Raw genomic sequence first — 16,216 nt, forward strand, 5'->3', positions numbered from 1 at the left:
TCATGAGAGCCTAATTTCCTTTCATTCATGAAAGAAAAGCAGCGGGAGTTTGATTGACTCACCTGCCTCATTCCGGTCTCGTTTAACAACGAATGATTGCTGCGCGGCGGAAGCCAGTCAGCCGAGAACGACGACCCGCACTTCATGGAAGAGAAAGGAAAGCCATGCGTCAAGCATCGCTCCGCTTTGCGATCGACCGCATGACGCCGCCCCAACTTGCCAGGACCGCACTTGCCCGCGGCCCGGGCCTGACTGGCATCGACATTAGCTATCATCTCGATGGCAATTTCATTGCTCGCGAAAAGCCGGCTGCAGACGTCCGTCTTGCTGACGGATCAATCGTCACGACTATCTTCATCAACGCCTTTTCGTGCTTCAATGAGTCCCCGCGTGCCAGGTCGAGGCGAGCAAACTCGTCGATTGTGCAGTGGCCTGCGGAGCGAAGACGCCCACGAATGCGATCCGCCAAGGACATCCACGCGCTGGAGGATAGGCGCACTTGCCTCGAGCATCGATTTCATGGCGCGAGATGGATGATCACATGCAACACGCTGCTCGCAACTCCGAGTAAAGTGCCAGGCAGATCTCGTCACGCTGCATATCGCTTCCAAAAATGAAAAGGCCCAATTCAAAGTCCGAGACGAATAACGGGGTCCCTATTGTGCCGTTGCACGAGAGGGCGCTGGACATCTTTGAAACGTCGAAAGCGCTCACCGCTCCGTCTGGGCTGGAAGCCACGTTGGCCAACGTCGTCGATCTCCTGCCATCGTTGGTGCAGGTGCGGCACGGCATCATCTCGCTCTGCGACGGTACCGGCATACCGGACATGACCGTCGGCGCCGGCTGGAGCGAAGACAACGATGAGCGCTACCGGAAGCATCTGCCACGGACGGCGATCGACCAAATCATAACGACGGGCATGGCGCTGGTCGCCGAGAACATAGCGCTGGATCCGGCCTTCAACGCCGCCGACAAGGACGTGCTCGGGGCGTCCGACAACATGAAAGTGTCGTTCATCGGCGTACCCATTCACGTCGATGCGAACGTCGTGGGCACGCTGACCATCGACCGCATCCTGGACAACAAATCAGGTTCCCTTCTCGATCATGACCTCCGCCTCCTTACCATAATCGCCAATCTGGTTGGGCAGACAGTGAAGCTGCATCGCATGTTCGCGTCCGACCGCGAGCGACTGATGGCCGAGAAAATCGGGATGCAAAAGCAATTCGGCGAACTCAAGCAGCCTGGGCATGAGGGCAAGAGGGCTCATGTCAAGGGGATCGTTGGCGACAGCCCGGCGCTGCGCGGGCTGCTCGAGAAGGTCGCGTTAGTAGCCAGGTCCAACAGCACCGTTTTGCTGCGCGGGGAATCCGGGACCGGCAAGGAGCTGGTCGCCAAGGCCGTTCACGAGCTGTCGGGGCGCGCCAAGCGGCCGTTCATCAAGCTCAATTGCGCAGCGCTCCCTGAGACAGTCCTGGAATCCGAACTGTTCGGTCACGAAAAGGGTGCCTTCACCAGTGCATTCAACTCGCGCAAGGGGCGCTTTGAGCTCGCCGACAAGGGAACGTTGTTTCTGGACGAGATCGGTGAGATTTCGGCCTCGTTCCAGGCAAAGCTGCTGCGCGTGCTGCAAGAGCAGGAGTTCGAGCGCGTCGGCAGCAACCAGACGATTAAGGTCGACGTTCGCGTGATTGCTGCCACGAACAGGAACCTGGAAGACGCGGTTGCAAGGAACGAGTTTCGCGCCGACCTTTATTACCGCATCAGCGTTGTTCCCTTGCTGGTGCCGCCATTGCGCGAAAGGCGCGGTGATATTCCGCTTCTTGCCGCTGAGTTTCTCAAGAATTTCAACAGCGAGAACGGCCGTACGATGGTCTTCGATGCGAGTGCGACTGAAGTGCTGATGAACTGTGCTTTTCCCGGAAATGTCCGCGAGCTTGAAAATTGCGTGCAGAGGACAGCGACCCTGGCAGCGGGAGCGTCAATCGGCAGAAACGACTTTGACTGCTGCCACGGCCGATGCCTTTCCGCGATGCTATGGAAGCACGCATCGAAGGAGACTGCGCCGAAATCGGAGCCGATCGCACCATCGCCACTGAACCCGGCCATGCGTTCGTCTGGTGATTTTGCTTCGGCCGCCTTTGCGGCCCCGCCCGTTGACAGCCAGCAGGCACTGCCAGCGCCTGTTCGGGTAGCCCTCGTAAGCGACGCGCAGATGACCGATCGCGAGCGTCTCATCGCGGCCATGGAAAGATCCGGCTGGGTACAGGCAAAGGCAGCGCGCCTGCTTAGACTGACGCCGCGCCAGATTGGCTACGCGCTGAGGAAATACGGTATCGAGATCAAGAATCTCTGAACCGGCTGTCGAACTTCAGTATGTCGGGCCGCGACATAGCGAACGAGGCGAAGAGCTGGGACAAATCAAGCGTGCGTTGGTTCGGCTCGGTGAGGCGGTGCAGCCTCCTCTCGGCGCCGGCCCGTAATTCGAGATATTCAACGACTCTGTAGCCGGCGGCAAGGATCGCGTCGCCGCGGCGAATACAGCTTCGCGTGGCGGTGCCAACCTCTCGGCCGCTTCAAGAGAATTTCGCTTTGGCGCCGCCACGCTCTGTGCTGTGCGGCCGACAGCCTGAGAGTTGCGCGACGACATCGCCAAGCCATCGGCTTCGCGCCTTGTCGGAAAGGCGATGATCCCGATCGGTATGTCGAGGTCGCGGGCAAGCCGGGGCACTTGCAACGCTGAAAATCCTTCTCCCCGAAGAAGGCGGACGGCGCCGGTCTGGAAAAAGAGCTTCGTCACCAATCTCCCCCACGCCGTCGAAATGGCTTGGGCCGCGCCGCACAGGCCGCCGCTCACCCCTCTCACCGAGACCACGGTGGCAACCACTCTCGTCTGCGTCGTTCAATTGCGACGAGGGTAAGGATCACCCGGTCGGCGCGCTGAAGTGCGGCGCGCACCAAGCTGAGATGGCCTTCATGCAAGGGCGCCCATGGTTGACACGACCGCGACCTTCATGCCCTGCCTGCGCCATGCCGCCACGGATTTGCGCGACTCGGCGGTCCGGACGATCGGTGTGCTCATGTCGCTTCTCCTCCTTTGATGGCTTTCGGTTCATCGCCGAAGACATGTTCGGCCGCCGGAAACCGGCGCTCCTTCACGTCGCACGCGTAGGCCTCGATCGCTGCCGAAGCGGCCTCTCCCAGTTCGACATAGCGCTTGACGAATTTCGGGCGGAAGTCGCCGAACAGGCCCAGCATGTCGTCGACGACCAGGATCTGCCCGTCGCAGGCCGCCGAGGCGCCGATGCCGATCGTCGGGATTGGGATTTTCTCGGTGATGCGGCGGGCGAGCGGTTCGGGCACTTTTTCCAGTACGACGGAAAAGGCGCCAGCCTCGCTGACCGCAAGAGCATCGCGCCAAATGCGCTCGGCATCCTCGCCCCTGCCCTGCACGCGATATCCGCCAAACACGTTGACCGCCTGCGGCGTCAGGCCGACATGCGCCATGACCGGGATTCCGCGCGCTGTGAGGAAGCGAATCGTCTCGGCGATCGTCGCGCCGCCCTCGAGCTTGACCGCAGCGCATCCGGTCTCCGCCATAAGGCGCGCGGAATTGCGGAAGGCCTGCTCTAGGCTTTCCTCGTACGAGCCGAACGGCATGTCGACGACCAGGAGCGCCCGCTCCATTCCCCGCCGAACCGCCTTGGCGTGCATGATCATCATATCGAGCGTGACACTGAGCGTGGAGGGAAGGCCGTGGAGAACCATGCCGACGCTGTCGCCGACAAGAACGATGTCGCAGTGGCCGTCAACCAACCTTGCGACCGGCGTGGTGTAGGCCGTCAGGCAGACCAGCGGCGTGCTGCCCTTTCGCGCACGGATGTTCGGCGGCGTGATCGCCTTGACGACACCTGCGGCGCTCAATCCACGTCTCTCCTCACCCAGCGTCACCCACGGCCAGTGTCGCGTTTGGCATATTTTTGTCGAGGTGCGAAGAGGTAAAATCGCCAGAGCGCGTGGTGTTGACGCGACGAGTGGTATGATAAAGAACAGAACTAAATCGGTTTAGACAGGCGGAGCTCTGCCAAGTAGGTCAGGAACTATGGATCAGGCAAAGGGACCAAGGAAAGGCAGAGCCATAGGCAAGACCAACGACGTCAACGCGGACCTCATCGCAGTCGTCGTTGCCGTGAACGACGCTGGACCTTGTGTTCTGACCATCGAAGAGGGCGGCGCCCTTCCCTCGGGCCCGTTTGAGCTCGCTCATCGTTCGCTCCAGTCGGGCCTCAGGGCATGGGTGGAACTGCAGACCGGTCAGCCTCTCGGTTATATCGAGCAGCTCTACACCTTTGCCGATCGCGATCGGGTCGGCGCCAACCAGCGCGTGATCTCGATCAGCTATCTCGCACTCACCCGCGAAGAAGATACGGGCGCCTCGGGCAGGCGCAGTTGGGCCAGCTGGTACGACTATTTCCCCTGGGAGGATCATCGCTCCGGCAGGCCCCCGATAGTGCTGGAAGAATTGCGGCCGCGCCTTATCGAATGGGCGGACGGCGCGGACGACGGCGCGACGCGCTTCGATCGCCGACGGCGAGCGGCGGTTGCCTTTGCCTTGGACGGCCGGGCATGGAACGAAGAGCTCGCGCTGCAGCGCTACGAGCTGCTCTACGAAGCCACCCTGGTGGAGGAGGCGAAGCGCGGCGGAGTTTCGGCCATCCTCGCTTCGGTGCCGGGCAGATCGATGATCGCCGATCATCGCCGCATTCTGGCAACGGCTATTGCGCGACTGCGCTCCAAAATCAAATACCGGCCTGTTGTGTTCGAACTGATGCCGCCGCTCTTCACGCTTTTGCAGCTACAGCGAACTGTGGAGGCGCTCTCCGGCAGGCTCATCAACAAGCCGAACTTTCGCCGGCTCATAGAGCAGCAGGAACTGGTTGAGAAGACCGGGGCGACGACCGCCGAGACCGGCGGCCGGCCTGCGCAGCTCTACCGCTTCCACCATACTATTCTCGACGAGAGGCCTGTGGCCGGCACAAAATTACCGCTCGCACGGGCTTGACACCCCTTATAGTCACAACGATTATAAACGTCTTATAATCAGGTGGACTATAACTGGAGGCTCGATGAGCGCCGTCCTGCCTTCGAGCGCCTCACTGTACGACCGCGTTCGGCGCGTTATCCCACGGATCGAGTGGTCGGTCTTCGTCGAGGATATCGACGCAATCCTGAATCTGAAGCGACAGCGGAATGCGGTCATCCTGGCGCATAACTACCAGACGCCGGAGATTTTTCACTGCGTGGCTGACATCGTCGGCGACAGCCTGGCGCTGGCCCGCAAGGCGATGACAGTCGACGCCGATGTGATCGTGATCGCCGGCGTGCATTTCATGGCAGAAACAGCCAAGCTGCTCAATCCCGACAAGACAGTGCTCATCCCGGACCTCAACGCCGGCTGCTCGCTGGCGGACTCGATCACCGCCGAAGACGTACGCCTGATGCGGCAGCGCTATCCGTCCGTTCCGGTCGTCACTTACGTCAACACCTCCGCCGCGGTGAAAGCCGAGTCAGACATCTGCTGCACCTCGGGCAACGCGCTCGCAGTGGTGAAGTCGCTCCGGGTCCCGCGCGTGATCATGCTGCCCGACGAATATCTGGCAAAGAACATCGCGGCGCAAACCAAAGTCGAGATCATCGCCTGGAAGGGGCGCTGCGAGGTGCATGAACGCTTCACGGCGGCCGACATCCGCGAGCTGCGTGAGGCCCATCCCGGCATCAGCATACTTGCCCATCCCGAATGTCCGCCTGAAGTGGTCGCGGAAGCCGACTTCGCCGGCTCGACGGCGGCGATGTCCGACTATGTCGCGCGGCATAGGCCGGCGCGTGTGGTGCTGATGACGGAATGTTCCATGAGCGACAACGTCGCGGTCGAGCATCCGGAAGTAGATTTCGTGCGCCCATGCAATCTGTGCCCGCATATGAAGCGCATCACGCTCGCCAACATCCGGACCGCGCTCGAGGAGAACCGCCACGTCGTCACGATCGATCCTCATGTCGCTGAACGGGCCCGCTGGGCCGTGGAACGCATGCTCTTTGTATGACGGCGGACATCCATCACATTGGCGGAGCGCCGGTCATCATCGGCGCTGGTATCGCCGGGCTCATGACGGCGCTACACTTGGCGCCGCAAACAGTCGTCCTTCTGTCCGGGACCCCGCTCGGAACCGAAGCCTCGAGCACGCTCGCCCAAGGCGGGCTCGCAGCGAGTCTGGGGGAGGACGACAGCCCCGACCTGCACCTCGCCGATACGCTTGCTGCCGGCGATGGGCTTTGCGACGAACAAATGGCCAGGCGGGTGGTAGAGGCCGTACCTCAAGCCGTCGAGAACCTCATTCGTCTTGGTGCTCCTTTCGACCGGTCGCTAGACGGGAGGCTACGGCTGGGCCTGGAAGCGGCGCATTCGCGTCGCCGCATCGTGCACGCCGCCGGCGACGCAACTGGCCGCGAGTTGTTTCGGGCGCTGCTCGGCGTGGCGCGGCGAACCCGTTCGATCACGATCATGGAAGGCATGACAGCGCTTCGCTTGGTTGTCGCGGAAGGCAGCATTGTGGGCTTGCTGACTGTCCTGCATGGCGCCGTGTTCGCATTGCCCACACGCCGCGTGGTGCTGGCCACCGGTGGTATAGGCGGCCTGTTTTGCGATACAACCAACCCGCTCTCCTCATTCGGGCACGGCCTGGCGCTTGCAGCCTGTGCTGGCGCGGAACTAGCCGATCTCGAATTCGTGCAATTCCACCCGACGGCCCTCGACATTGCGCGCCGGCCAATGCCGCTTGTCAGCGAAGCAGTGCGTGGCGAAGGCGCGGTGCTGATCGATGAGCACGGCCATCGCTTCCTGGCAGACACGCCTGGGGCAGAACTCGCATCGCGCGATGTGGTTGCGCGGGCGATCTCGGATCAGCTCGCCGCCGGGCATGGCGTCTATCTCGATGCCCGACATTGTCTCGGGCAGAAATTCGCAAGGCGCTTTCCGGCAATCGACGCTATTTGCAAGCATGCCGGCATCGATCCGGCGGTGGAACCCATTCCCGTGCGTCCCGCTGCTCACTATCACATGGGCGGCGTGGCCGTTGACGCCGAGGGGCGAACTTCCGTTAGCGGCCTGTGGGCCTGTGGCGAAGTCGCATGCACAGGACTGCATGGCGCCAACCGGCTTGCCAGCAACTCGCTGACCGAAGCGGTTGCAACCGCCGCCTGGGTGGCTGAAAGCGTCGCGGCTACCTCTGCGGGTTGGCAGTGGCCTAGGCTTCCGGCAACTGTTCCCATCCGGCCCGACCCTTCACCTATTCGCCCGATTGTGTCCAATGCGCTTGGCATTGTTCGGAATGGGAAATCATTGCGCGACACGGTCGCGACACTGCTGCCGATCTCTGTCGGCGAGACGGCCGCGGCCGATCCGGCCCTGGTGGCACTGTTGATGGCGATCGCAGCTTTTCGACGCGAAGAGAGCCGCGGTTCGCATTATCGGTCTGATTTCCCCGGGCGCGATGCCGCCGCCCTCCCTTCGCGACTGACGCTCTGCACAGCTTTTGAGAATGCCGTCACGCTCAGATGGCAAGCATCCGAACGGAGCCGTTGACATGACTTCACTTGCACCGCTTCCACAGATCATCATGGAGCCCATCGTGCGCTACGCCCTGCTGGAAGATTTGGGCAGAGCCGGCGACATCACGAGCGATGCGATAATCCCCGCCGATTGCAAAGCGACGCTGGCGTTGAATGCCCGGCAGGCCGGCGTTGTTGCCGGGCTCGATTTGGTCATGTTTGCCTTCCTGCTGGTTGATCCCGGGATCAGCATGCAGCTGCGGTGTCCTGAAGGCGGTAAGGTTTCGGCCGGAGAGACGATTGCGATCGTAAGCGGGCCGGCCCGCAGCTTGCTGACCGCAGAGCGCACGGCGCTCAATTTCTTGTGCAAGCTCAGCGGCATCGCGACGGCAACGGCTACGCTCGTAAACGCGGTGCGCGGCTATAACGCAAAGATCGTGTGCACGCGAAAGACAACGCCCGGCCTGCGTGTCCTGGAAAAATATGCGGTGCGAGCGGGCGGCGGCGCCAATCACCGCTTCGCGCTCGATGACGCCGTACTGATCAAGGACAACCATATCGCCATTGCCGGCGATATCCGCACCGCAATCGAGCGGGCGCGTAGCGCCATAGGTCACATGGTCAAGATCGAGGTCGAGGTCGACAGGCTGGACCAGTTGGAGATCGCGCTTACAGCGGGCGTCGACGCCGTGCTCCTCGACAACATGTCGGTCGAGGACCTTGCGCAGGCTGTGGCTATGGTCGGTGGCCGCGCGATCACCGAGGCTTCGGGCCGGGTAACGCGGGCGAGCGCCACGGCAATTGCGGCGACCGGCGTCGACCTCATATCGGTCGGCTGGCTTACCCACAGCGCGCCCATTCTCGACATCGGTCTCGACATGCCGGCCGACCGAAATTGCAACAGGCATCTGAACTGATGGAGAGGACATGAACCGGGATCGCAGGAACTCCTTTGGTGGCAGGCTAACCTGCGTCAGCACGTCCCCGGTTCCACCAACAGCCGACGCAAGCCTTCTCGGCGCCAAGCGACACGCTTCAACAACGGAGGCGGGAGGGACGGACCAGCAAGGCACAGAAAGCCGCGTCGCAGCCCTTGGCGTCATCATCTGCCGACTCGACGAGATGCGCCAGTTGGCGGCCTCTCACGGGCTGGAACTTCTGGGTTATCTGCTGGACGTCGCCTTCACCGAATCCTGCGACGCGATCAGAAAGGAGCATTCCTGTGCTCAAAGTAAAATAACGGAAACCGTAATCCCCACGGATGACGTGAGTTGAGCCTGCGGGCAGCAGTTGGAGAGTCCGCTCACGCGTTTCGATAGAAGACTTCCCGCTGGCATGCGCCTTGTCTTCAGCATCCACTGCAACGCTCCAGGCCAAGGACGGAAGATTATGGAGAACAAGACCTTATGAACGAACTCAGCCCAGACCTGACCTCGGATCCAATCGGTTGGGCGCTTCCCCCCTGGACGCGAGCGGAAGCCCAGGCGCTCCACGACGCGCCCTTCAACGACCTTTTGTTTCAAGCGCAGACCGTGCATCGCCAGAATTTCGATCCCAACAAGGTCCAGCTCAGCCGGCTGCTCAGCATCAAGACCGGCGGATGCCCCGAGGATTGCGGTTATTGCAGCCAGTCTGCGCATCACGAAAGCGGTTTGAAGGCGTCGAAGCTGATGGAGGTCAGGCGCGTCATCGCCGAGGCGACCAAGGCGCGTGACGCCGGCGCCACCCGCTATTGCATGGGTGCTGCCTGGCGAAACCCCAAGGCGCGCGACATGGATGCGGTGGTGGCGATGGTCGAAGGCGTCAAGGCGCTGGGCATGGAGAGCTGCATGACGCTCGGCATGCTCGATCTCGAGCAGGCCGCTCGACTGAAACAGGCGGGCCTCGACTACTATAACCACAACATTGACACGTCGGAGCGCTACTACAGCGAGATCATTTCGACCCGCACGTTTGCCGACCGGCTGGATACGTTGGCCAATGTCCGCGACAGCGGCATCAAGGTCTGCTGCGGCGGCATCGTCGGCATGGGCGAGGAGCCAATCGACCGAATCGACATGCTGGTGACGCTGGCCAATCTGCCGGAGCATCCCGAAAGCGTTCCGATCAACATGCTGATCCCGATCGACGGCACCCCGCTGGCCGAAGCTAAACCCATCGAGCCGATCGAATTCGTGCGCGTGATCGCGCTGGCGCGCATCATGATGCCGAAATCGCATGTCCGGCTTTCGGCCGGCCGCACCGCCATGACCGACGAGATGCAGGCACTGTGCTTCTTTGCCGGCGCCAACTCGATCTTCGTCGGCGACACGCTGCTGACGGCGAACAATCCGGGCGAGGACAAGGATAGCCTTCTGTTCCGCCGTCTCGGCATCGAGCCGATGGAACTCGGGGCGCAATGAACGGGGCACAACTTGCCCGCTATGACGCGACCTTGCAGGGACTGGCGCGCAAGGACCGGCTGCGCACACTTGTGCCGCGCGCCGGGCTCGACTTCTCGTCGAACGACTATCTCGGACTTGCCGCCTCCAAAAGACTTGGCGAGGCGGTTGCGGCGGCGATTGCGCGGGGCACGCCGGTGGGCGCGACCGGATCGCGGCTGTTGCGCGGCCATGCACCGGAGCATGAGCAATTGGAGGCGGACGCGGCGGCGTTCTTCGGAGCCGAGCGCGCGCTGTTCTTCGGCAGCGGCTACATCGCCAACTTCGCTCTGCTGACGACGCTGCCGCAAAAGGGCGACCTCTTGATCCTCGACGAGCTTGCTCATGCCAGCATGCATGAGGGGGCCCGCGGTGGCCGCGCCGAGTTCAAGCTCACCGCGCACAACGACGTCGATGCCGTCGAGGATGCGATCACCCGCTGGCGCGCCGACGGCGGCATGGGCAGCGTCTGGATCGCCGTCGAAAGCCTCTACAGCATGGATGGCGACCGCGCGCCGATGGAGAGCCTCGTCGCGCTTGCCGATCGGCATGAAGCATTCATCGTGGTCGACGAGGCGCACGCCACGGGTGTATGGGGGCCGGACGGCCGGGGGCTGGCCGCCGCGTTCGAGGGCCGTGACAACATCATCGCGCTCCATACATGCGGCAAGGCGCTTGGCGCCTCCGGCGCGCTTGTCACCGCACCACGAACGCTGTGCGACTATCTCGTCAATCGCTGCCGGCCATTCATCTACGCCACCGCGCCATCGCCACTGATGGCAGTGGCAGTGCGCGAAGCGCTCGCCATGCTGTCCGACGAGCCCGTGCGCCGCGTTCAGTTGCAGGAACGCGTTGCCTTCGCGGGCCGCCAACTGGCCGAGCGTTGCGGCGTGGTACCCAGCGGCTCGCAGATCCAGCCATTTGTCATCGGCGACAACAGGCGCGCCATGGCGGTGGCGGCGGCATTGCAGGCTCGCGGTTTCGACATACGTGGCATTCGTCCGCCGACCGTTCCCGAGGGCACGTCGCGGCTGCGTATTTCGCTGACGCTCAACGTCGGCGCAGCCGACATTTCCGCCATGGTCGAGGCGCTCGTTGAGGTGTTGGCCCAAACATGACCGGAGCCGACATGACCAAGCGCATCGTCGTCACCGGAACAGATACCGGAATTGGCAAGACAGTGTTTTCGGCAGGACTCGCCGGCCTGCTCGACGGTTTCTACTGGAAGCCGGTGCAATCGGGCCTCGACGGCGAAACCGACAGCGAGGTTGTGGAACGGCTCGCCGGCCTGCCGATGGGGCGCGTCCTGCCCGAAGTGTATCGCCTGAAGGAGCCGCTGTCGCCGCATCGTTCAGCCGAACTCGACGGCGTCGCGATAGACGTGGCAAAGCTCTCGCTTCCGGACTTGCCGGGTCCGATCGTCATCGAAGGTGCCGGGGGACTGATGGTGCCGCTCAACCGGCGCACCAAGTTCGTCGACATATTCGCACAGTGGCGGATGCCGGTCATTCTGTGCGCCCGCACCACGCTCGGCACGATCAATCACACCTTGCTGTCGATCGAAGCGCTCAGGGCCCGTTCCATCCCGCTCATCGGCATCGCCTTCATCGGCGATGAGGTGGCCGATACGCAGAGGACGATCGTGGAATTCAGCGGCGTGCGCCAGCTTGGCAGACTGCCGCTTCTCGATCCGCTGACAAGTGAGACGCTGAGGGAAGCGATGGTTGCCGGCTTCGACCTCACAGCGATCGCAGGAGGCGAATGATGACGCAGTCTCGAGTCTGGCATCCCTTCACCCAGCACGCGCTCGAGCCGGCAATCCCCGAGATTGTCCGGACGGAAGGCGCCTATCTTCACAAGGCCGACGGCTCCCGCATCCTGGACGCGATTTCCTCCTGGTGGGTCGTCACCCATGGCCACCGCCATCCCCGCATCATGAAGGCCATCGAGACGACCGCGTCGAGCCTCGACCAGATCATCTTCGCCGGCTTCACCCACGAGCCGGCCGAGCAGCTGGCAGAGGCGCTTGTCGGCCTCGCCCCGCCCGGCCTCGACCGGGTGTTCTATTCCGACAGCGGCTCGACCTCCGTCGAAGTCGCGTTGAAAATGGCGCTCGGCTATTTCCGCAACCTCGGCGCGCCGCGCTCGCGCATTGCCGTCATGGAGCACAGCTACCATGGCGACACCATCGGCACGATGAGCGTCGGCGCCCGCGGCGTGTTCAACGCCGCCTACGAGCCTTTGCTCTTTGAGGTCGACACCATCCCCTTCCCGGCCGCCGGCCGCGAGCAGGAAACGCTGGATCGTTTCGAGGCTGTCAGCCGTGACCGGCGCGTCGCCGCGCTGATCGTCGAGCCGCTCGTGCTCGGCGCTGGCGGCATGCTGATGTATCCGGCTTCGGTTCTGGCTGAATTGAAGAAGATCACTGAGGCCTCCGGCACGCTCTTGATCGCAGACGAGGTTATGACCGGCTGGGGACGCACCGGAACCATGTTTGCCTGCGAGCAGGCGTCCATATCTCCTGATATCCTGTGCACCTCGAAGGGCTTGACCGGCGGTGCCATCCCGCTGGCCGCCACACTTGCCAATGACGCCATCTTCCAGGCTCACTATTCCGAGGACCGCAAGAAGACCTTTTTCCACTCGAGCTCCTACACCGCCAATCCGATCGCCTGCGCGGCAGCACTTGCCAATATCGAGATCTGGCAGGACGAGCCGGTGGCCGAGCGGATCGCGGCCCTGAGCGCGAAGCAGGCCGCCGGGCTTCAACGCTTCCGGGACAATCCATATTTCTCCGACAGCCGGGCGACCGGCACGATCGCCGCCCTCGATCTGCGTACCGACTCTGCCGGCTATCTGGCCGAAATCGGGCCAAAACTGCGCGCATTCTTCCTTGAGCGCGGCCTGCTTGTGCGCCCGCTCGGCAATGTCCTCTATCTTCTGCCACCCTATTGCATCACCGGAGACGAGTTGGACGGGCTCTATGACGCCATCGAGGAGGCCGGCGAACGCTTCGGCTCAAAGCCATGAGCCGGTCGTCGCGCATTCTCGGGTTTGGTCATCATGCGCCGGCGCGCAAGGTGGAGAACCCGGAAATCGAAGATCGTCTCGGGCTTGAACCCGGCTGGATCGAGCGGCGCACCGGGATTCGGTCGCGCTTCTGGGCAACGGACGAAGACACGCTGTCGGGCCTTGCCGCGCATGCCGGCGACATGGCGCTGGCAAATGCGGGCATCAACCGGAGCGACATCGGCCTGCTGTTGCTCGCCACCTCGACACCCGATCACCTCCTGCCGCCGAGCGCGCCACTGGTCGCACATCGGCTGGGACTGGGTCGTGCTGGAGCGATCGATCTGACCGGTGCCTGCGCCGGCTTCATCTATGCGCTGATGTTTGCCGAAGGCTTTACCCGCCTCCACGGCAAAGCGAGCCTTGTCATTGCTGCTAACATCCTCAGCCGCCGCATCAATCCGGCCGAGCGCGCCAGCGCCGTGCTGTTTGCCGATGCCGCCGGCGCCGTGGTGATTGGTCCGTGCGATGACCCGGATCGAGGCATTCTCGGCGCTTCGGTGGATTCCGACGGCTCGCGCTACGGGCTGATCCAGATTCCGGCGGGAGGAAGCAACAGACCGTTCCATGGCGACCTCGATCTCGAGCAGATCCGCATGACGATCACCGACGGCCGTGAAGTGTTCGGCAAGGCGGTCGAGATGATGACTGCCTGCTCGGAGGACGCGCTCGCTACAGCCCAAATGCGGCCGCAGGATATCGATCGGTTCGTGCCGCATCAGGCCAACGCCCGCATTTTCGACGCGGTCGGGAGGAACCTAGGCATAGCCGATCACGCGATCGTCAAGACGATCGCCGACTATGGCAATTCTTCCGCCGCAACGATCCCGCTCTCGCTGTCGCTGGCCCATCGGATGCAGCCGTTTCGGCCGGGCGAGAAAATTCTTCTGGCGGCGGCGGGCGCGGGCCTCAGCGGCGGTGCCCTCGTCGTCGGAATTTAGCCGAGCGAACCAGCTGCCAAGATTCACCTTGTATGATGATGAGGACAACAGAACCAATGCGAAAAATAGTGGCCGGCAAGCTGCACGGCATTCACGTCACCGAAGCGAACCTCAACTACCATGGTTCGATAACGCTCGACCCCGACCACTGCGAGGCAGCCGGGATCCTGCCGATGGAATTCGTGGAGATATGGAATAAGAATTCCGGTGCGCGGATTTCGACCTATGTCATCCTCGGCGAGCGCGGTTCACGGTGCTGCATCCTCAACGGAGCGGCGGCTCGCACCTGTCAGCCCGACGACCCGATTATCGTCTGCAGCTCCATCTACCTGGACGAAGCGCATATCACTTCGCTGAAGCCGCGGATCGTCACGTTCGACCAGGATAACCACATACTCGACCGCCTGAGCTACTCCGTCGATATTGACACAGACGGCCGTTACAGTTTCGCGATTCTTGACGAGGCGGATGAGCCTTTGGTCATTCCTGCCCTGGTCTCCGGGGCGTGAGCCGCGCTCCACAGATGTGCGAGCCTCTTCGCCCCGTTGCAACGTGCTCGGCACTGAAGAGCGTCTAGTCTAAGACTCGACGAAGTTGCTGACGCTCAGCTTCGAAAGGCTGATGCCCACTGCGCCTTGGGCACCGTGGGCCTTCGTGGGATGGCGCAATGTCTCGCATCTGCTGATCGGCGAACAGCGGTTTGCATGTCTGACCCTTGTCTCAGGTTACTTGCGGTGGCGGCTTGCAAATTCTTGCTGCCTTCTCAAGCGCCGCGGCTGGGTCCTTGACGACCTGGCTTTTCATGATCTTTGCCGCCGTGTCGATCAAGCAGGCCATCGTCTTCCGCATCGGCAGCGGTGCCAACCATCATCGCGAATATGGCTAGCCGAACGGTCGCAAGCAGCACTGAGGTGGGCCTTCGGCAAAGTGTTTCCCGCCGGCACCATGGGCTCACCAGCCATCTAACGCCTGATCCGGTTGCATATCAGCGTTCGTCGATCGGCGGCTTGGCAGCAAGGCCGAGCCTGGCTCGTTGGCCATCGGCGAAATTTTCGGCGGGAGACTGTGTCTTGAACCGAAGAACTGTCAGTTTGCCGTCCTCAACAGTATGAACGACCCATCCCCCACCGCACCGCTTGACGCGCACGTCATTAGGTTCGCCAGCCACCATTACTGCCCCTCATTTTCGTCGCCCTTAGGATGAGACTGGAAGCCGTTCCCGCACATCGGAAAACATGGGACCTTACGTAACGTCAAGCCCCAATTTTGGGATAGCCGATGCCTCGTCGATTTCAGGGTGACGGCGATTGAGGTCCGCAAAGTCCGTGCGCGCGCAACCTCGTGCTCGGATCGACTTAGATGCGCAGATTTTGCATGTTAATTCAGCCTTATTATCCACAGCTAACGTGAATGGGAACGCGTATTCAGTCCGAGTAGCTCAGCAGAAAATCCGCCGCTCTGGTGCCTCAGCGCCATCACCCGGCACCTTCAAGATGTTTCATAGCTCCGGACCGTTCCGAACGATCAGGGTGCCGGACGGCCACTCGCTCATCGAGCGTCCAATCGGCACAACCACGACGAGCACGTCCTCGACGCGCGTGGGCGGCAGGTCGAGATACACATCTGCGAGAGTGGACCGCACACGAACGCCCGACACAATCGCCGCCAGGCCGTCTCTGCAGAACCTCTCCATATGGTTCCGCATCGCGTGCCGAACGGTGCCGAAAGCGAATGGAACCCCAAGCTGCTGCAACACTGGATATACAAGGCGCATTGAATGACTGATCCCTTGTCCCTCAAGATCCGGTCGCACCCCGTACAACCCCAGGTCGGCCACCAGGAGCTCGACCTCGTCAACTTTGATAAAGCGGCGTAGTATGCCGATATGAGCCGCTACGCCGTACGCGTCGTAGCTGATTGCGCGGAGCTCCGGTCTCGCACCGGCCCAGCTACGGCCGCCTTCGAATGGCTCTGCGTTGAAGGCCCCAGTCGGTCCGTAGGTCTTTCGGAAAAACTCGGAGAGTTCGACATGATCGGCCTGTTGCAACTCATTTTCCCAGCACAACCTCCACCGCACGTCAGAGCACATGGAAAGACCTCATCTTTGTTGCTGTTTTGTTGGGGAAGCGCCTAGCAGGGGGACGCTTGTCGCATCGAGCCGGCTCGATGTAGCTTGCGCAG

General features: G+C 62.2%; 15 protein-coding genes. 11 read left to right on the forward strand and 4 right to left on the reverse strand.

Translation table 11 applies throughout. From position 1 onward, the window contains the following. The first annotated feature begins 613 nt into the window (after positions 1-613). Positions 614-2,356 (forward strand): nif-specific transcriptional activator NifA, encoded by a 1,743-nt coding sequence (gene nifA / locus SLT36_RS26450; protein ID WP_432284999.1) that lies wholly within the window; start codon positions 614-616, stop codon positions 2,354-2,356. Between the two features lie 15 nt (positions 2,357-2,371). Here the strand turns inward: nifA and SLT36_RS26455 are convergent, their stop codons facing one another. After that, complete coding sequence (locus SLT36_RS26455; RefSeq protein ID WP_209444691.1) at positions 2,372-2,887, reverse strand: pantoate--beta-alanine ligase; 516 nt, start codon at positions 2,885-2,887, stop codon at positions 2,372-2,374. A 191-nt stretch (positions 2,888-3,078) separates the two neighbouring features. Further along, positions 3,079-3,924, reverse strand: coding sequence for a 3-methyl-2-oxobutanoate hydroxymethyltransferase (panB, locus tag SLT36_RS26460; RefSeq protein ID WP_027056574.1), 846 nt, complete (start codon positions 3,922-3,924; stop codon positions 3,079-3,081). Between the two features lie 178 nt (positions 3,925-4,102). On the opposite strand from panB, the gene SLT36_RS26465 reads away from it, so the two are divergent. The 4 genes from SLT36_RS26465 to nadC all read left to right on the forward strand — a co-directional run bounded on the left by SLT36_RS26465 (position 4,103) and on the right by nadC (position 8,522). After that, positions 4,103-5,062 (forward strand): NUDIX hydrolase, encoded by a 960-nt coding sequence (locus SLT36_RS26465; protein WP_027056575.1) that lies wholly within the window; start codon positions 4,103-4,105, stop codon positions 5,060-5,062. Between the two features lie 64 nt (positions 5,063-5,126). Further along, the gene (nadA, locus tag SLT36_RS26470) at positions 5,127-6,101 is read left to right on the forward strand and encodes a quinolinate synthase NadA (RefSeq protein WP_027056576.1); all 975 of its coding nucleotides are present in this window, start codon (positions 5,127-5,129) and stop codon (positions 6,099-6,101) included. Then, positions 6,098-7,639 (forward strand): L-aspartate oxidase, encoded by a 1,542-nt coding sequence (locus SLT36_RS26475; RefSeq protein WP_109671346.1) that lies wholly within the window; start codon positions 6,098-6,100, stop codon positions 7,637-7,639. Before nadA ends, SLT36_RS26475 begins: the two co-directional genes overlap by 4 nt. A gap of 1 nt (position 7,640) precedes the next feature. Continuing rightward, positions 7,641-8,522, forward strand: a complete 882-nt coding sequence (gene nadC / locus SLT36_RS26480) for a carboxylating nicotinate-nucleotide diphosphorylase (RefSeq protein ID WP_109671345.1) — start codon at positions 7,641-7,643, stop codon at positions 8,520-8,522. A gap of 118 nt (positions 8,523-8,640) precedes the next feature. Here nadC and SLT36_RS26485 read toward each other — a convergent pair whose 3' ends face one another. After that, positions 8,641-8,964, reverse strand: a complete 324-nt coding sequence (locus SLT36_RS26485) for a hypothetical protein (protein ID WP_208866582.1) — start codon at positions 8,962-8,964, stop codon at positions 8,641-8,643. Positions 8,965-9,011: 47 nt separating this feature from the next. Here SLT36_RS26485 and bioB point away from each other — a divergent pair, with 47 nt between their 5' ends. From bioB to panD, 6 genes are read left to right on the forward strand one after another with little or no spacing between them, the layout of a single operon-like run. Next, positions 9,012-10,007 (forward strand): biotin synthase BioB, encoded by a 996-nt coding sequence (bioB, locus tag SLT36_RS26490; RefSeq protein ID WP_143974328.1) that lies wholly within the window; start codon positions 9,012-9,014, stop codon positions 10,005-10,007. Next, entirely contained in the window at positions 10,004-11,143 is a 1,140-nt protein-coding gene (locus SLT36_RS26495; RefSeq protein ID WP_432285000.1) for an 8-amino-7-oxononanoate synthase, read from the forward strand. The genes bioB and SLT36_RS26495 overlap by 4 nt, the downstream gene beginning before the upstream one ends. Positions 11,144-11,154: 11 nt before the next feature. Continuing rightward, entirely contained in the window at positions 11,155-11,790 is a 636-nt protein-coding gene (gene bioD / locus SLT36_RS26500) for a dethiobiotin synthase (protein ID WP_027056582.1), read from the forward strand. Continuing rightward, positions 11,790-13,055, forward strand: a complete 1,266-nt coding sequence (locus SLT36_RS26505; RefSeq protein ID WP_172234426.1) for an adenosylmethionine--8-amino-7-oxononanoate transaminase — start codon at positions 11,790-11,792, stop codon at positions 13,053-13,055. The genes bioD and SLT36_RS26505 overlap by 1 nt, the downstream gene beginning before the upstream one ends. Continuing rightward, the gene (locus SLT36_RS26510; RefSeq protein ID WP_027056584.1) at positions 13,052-14,035 is read left to right on the forward strand and encodes a beta-ketoacyl-ACP synthase III; all 984 of its coding nucleotides are present in this window, start codon (positions 13,052-13,054) and stop codon (positions 14,033-14,035) included. Before SLT36_RS26505 ends, SLT36_RS26510 begins: the two co-directional genes overlap by 4 nt. A 56-nt stretch (positions 14,036-14,091) precedes the next feature. Next, entirely contained in the window at positions 14,092-14,544 is a 453-nt protein-coding gene (gene panD, locus SLT36_RS26515; RefSeq protein WP_097576706.1) for an aspartate 1-decarboxylase, read from the forward strand. A gap of 989 nt (positions 14,545-15,533) precedes the next feature. Here panD and SLT36_RS26520 read toward each other — a convergent pair. Beyond that, positions 15,534-16,124 carry a NodA family N-acyltransferase gene (locus tag SLT36_RS26520; protein ID WP_432285001.1) on the reverse strand — a complete coding sequence of 197 codons (591 nt, stop codon included), beginning with the start codon at positions 16,122-16,124 and terminating at the stop codon, positions 15,534-15,536. Positions 16,125-16,216 lie beyond the last annotated feature (92 nt).

Source organism: Aminobacter sp. BA135 (assembly GCF_050859125.1).
GTDB lineage: Bacteria > Pseudomonadota > Alphaproteobacteria > Rhizobiales > Rhizobiaceae > Aminobacter > Aminobacter ciceronei.

Bases quoted from the DNA above. Each gene is read 5' to 3' on its own strand.
- nadC (WP_109671345.1), top strand. From the start codon at position 7,641: ATGACTTCACTTGCACCGCTTCCACAGATCATCATGGAGCCCATCGTG.
- SLT36_RS26495 (WP_432285000.1), top strand. From the start codon at position 10,004: ATGAACGGGGCACAACTTGCCCGCTATGACGCGACCTTGCAGGGACTG.
- SLT36_RS26465 (WP_027056575.1), top strand. From the start codon at position 4,103: ATGGATCAGGCAAAGGGACCAAGGAAAGGCAGAGCCATAGGCAAGACC.
- nadA (WP_027056576.1), top strand. From the start codon at position 5,127: ATGAGCGCCGTCCTGCCTTCGAGCGCCTCACTGTACGACCGCGTTCGG.
- SLT36_RS26510 (WP_027056584.1), top strand. From the start codon at position 13,052: ATGAGCCGGTCGTCGCGCATTCTCGGGTTTGGTCATCATGCGCCGGCG.
- bioD (WP_027056582.1), top strand. From the start codon at position 11,155: ATGACCAAGCGCATCGTCGTCACCGGAACAGATACCGGAATTGGCAAG.
- SLT36_RS26475 (WP_109671346.1), top strand. From the start codon at position 6,098: ATGACGGCGGACATCCATCACATTGGCGGAGCGCCGGTCATCATCGGC.
- nifA (WP_432284999.1), top strand. From the start codon at position 614: ATGAAAAGGCCCAATTCAAAGTCCGAGACGAATAACGGGGTCCCTATT.
- SLT36_RS26505 (WP_172234426.1), top strand. From the start codon at position 11,790: ATGACGCAGTCTCGAGTCTGGCATCCCTTCACCCAGCACGCGCTCGAG.
- panD (WP_097576706.1), top strand. From the start codon at position 14,092: ATGCGAAAAATAGTGGCCGGCAAGCTGCACGGCATTCACGTCACCGAA.
- SLT36_RS26520 (WP_432285001.1), bottom strand. From the start codon at position 16,124: ATGTGCTCTGACGTGCGGTGGAGGTTGTGCTGGGAAAATGAGTTGCAA.
- bioB (WP_143974328.1), top strand. From the start codon at position 9,012: ATGAACGAACTCAGCCCAGACCTGACCTCGGATCCAATCGGTTGGGCG.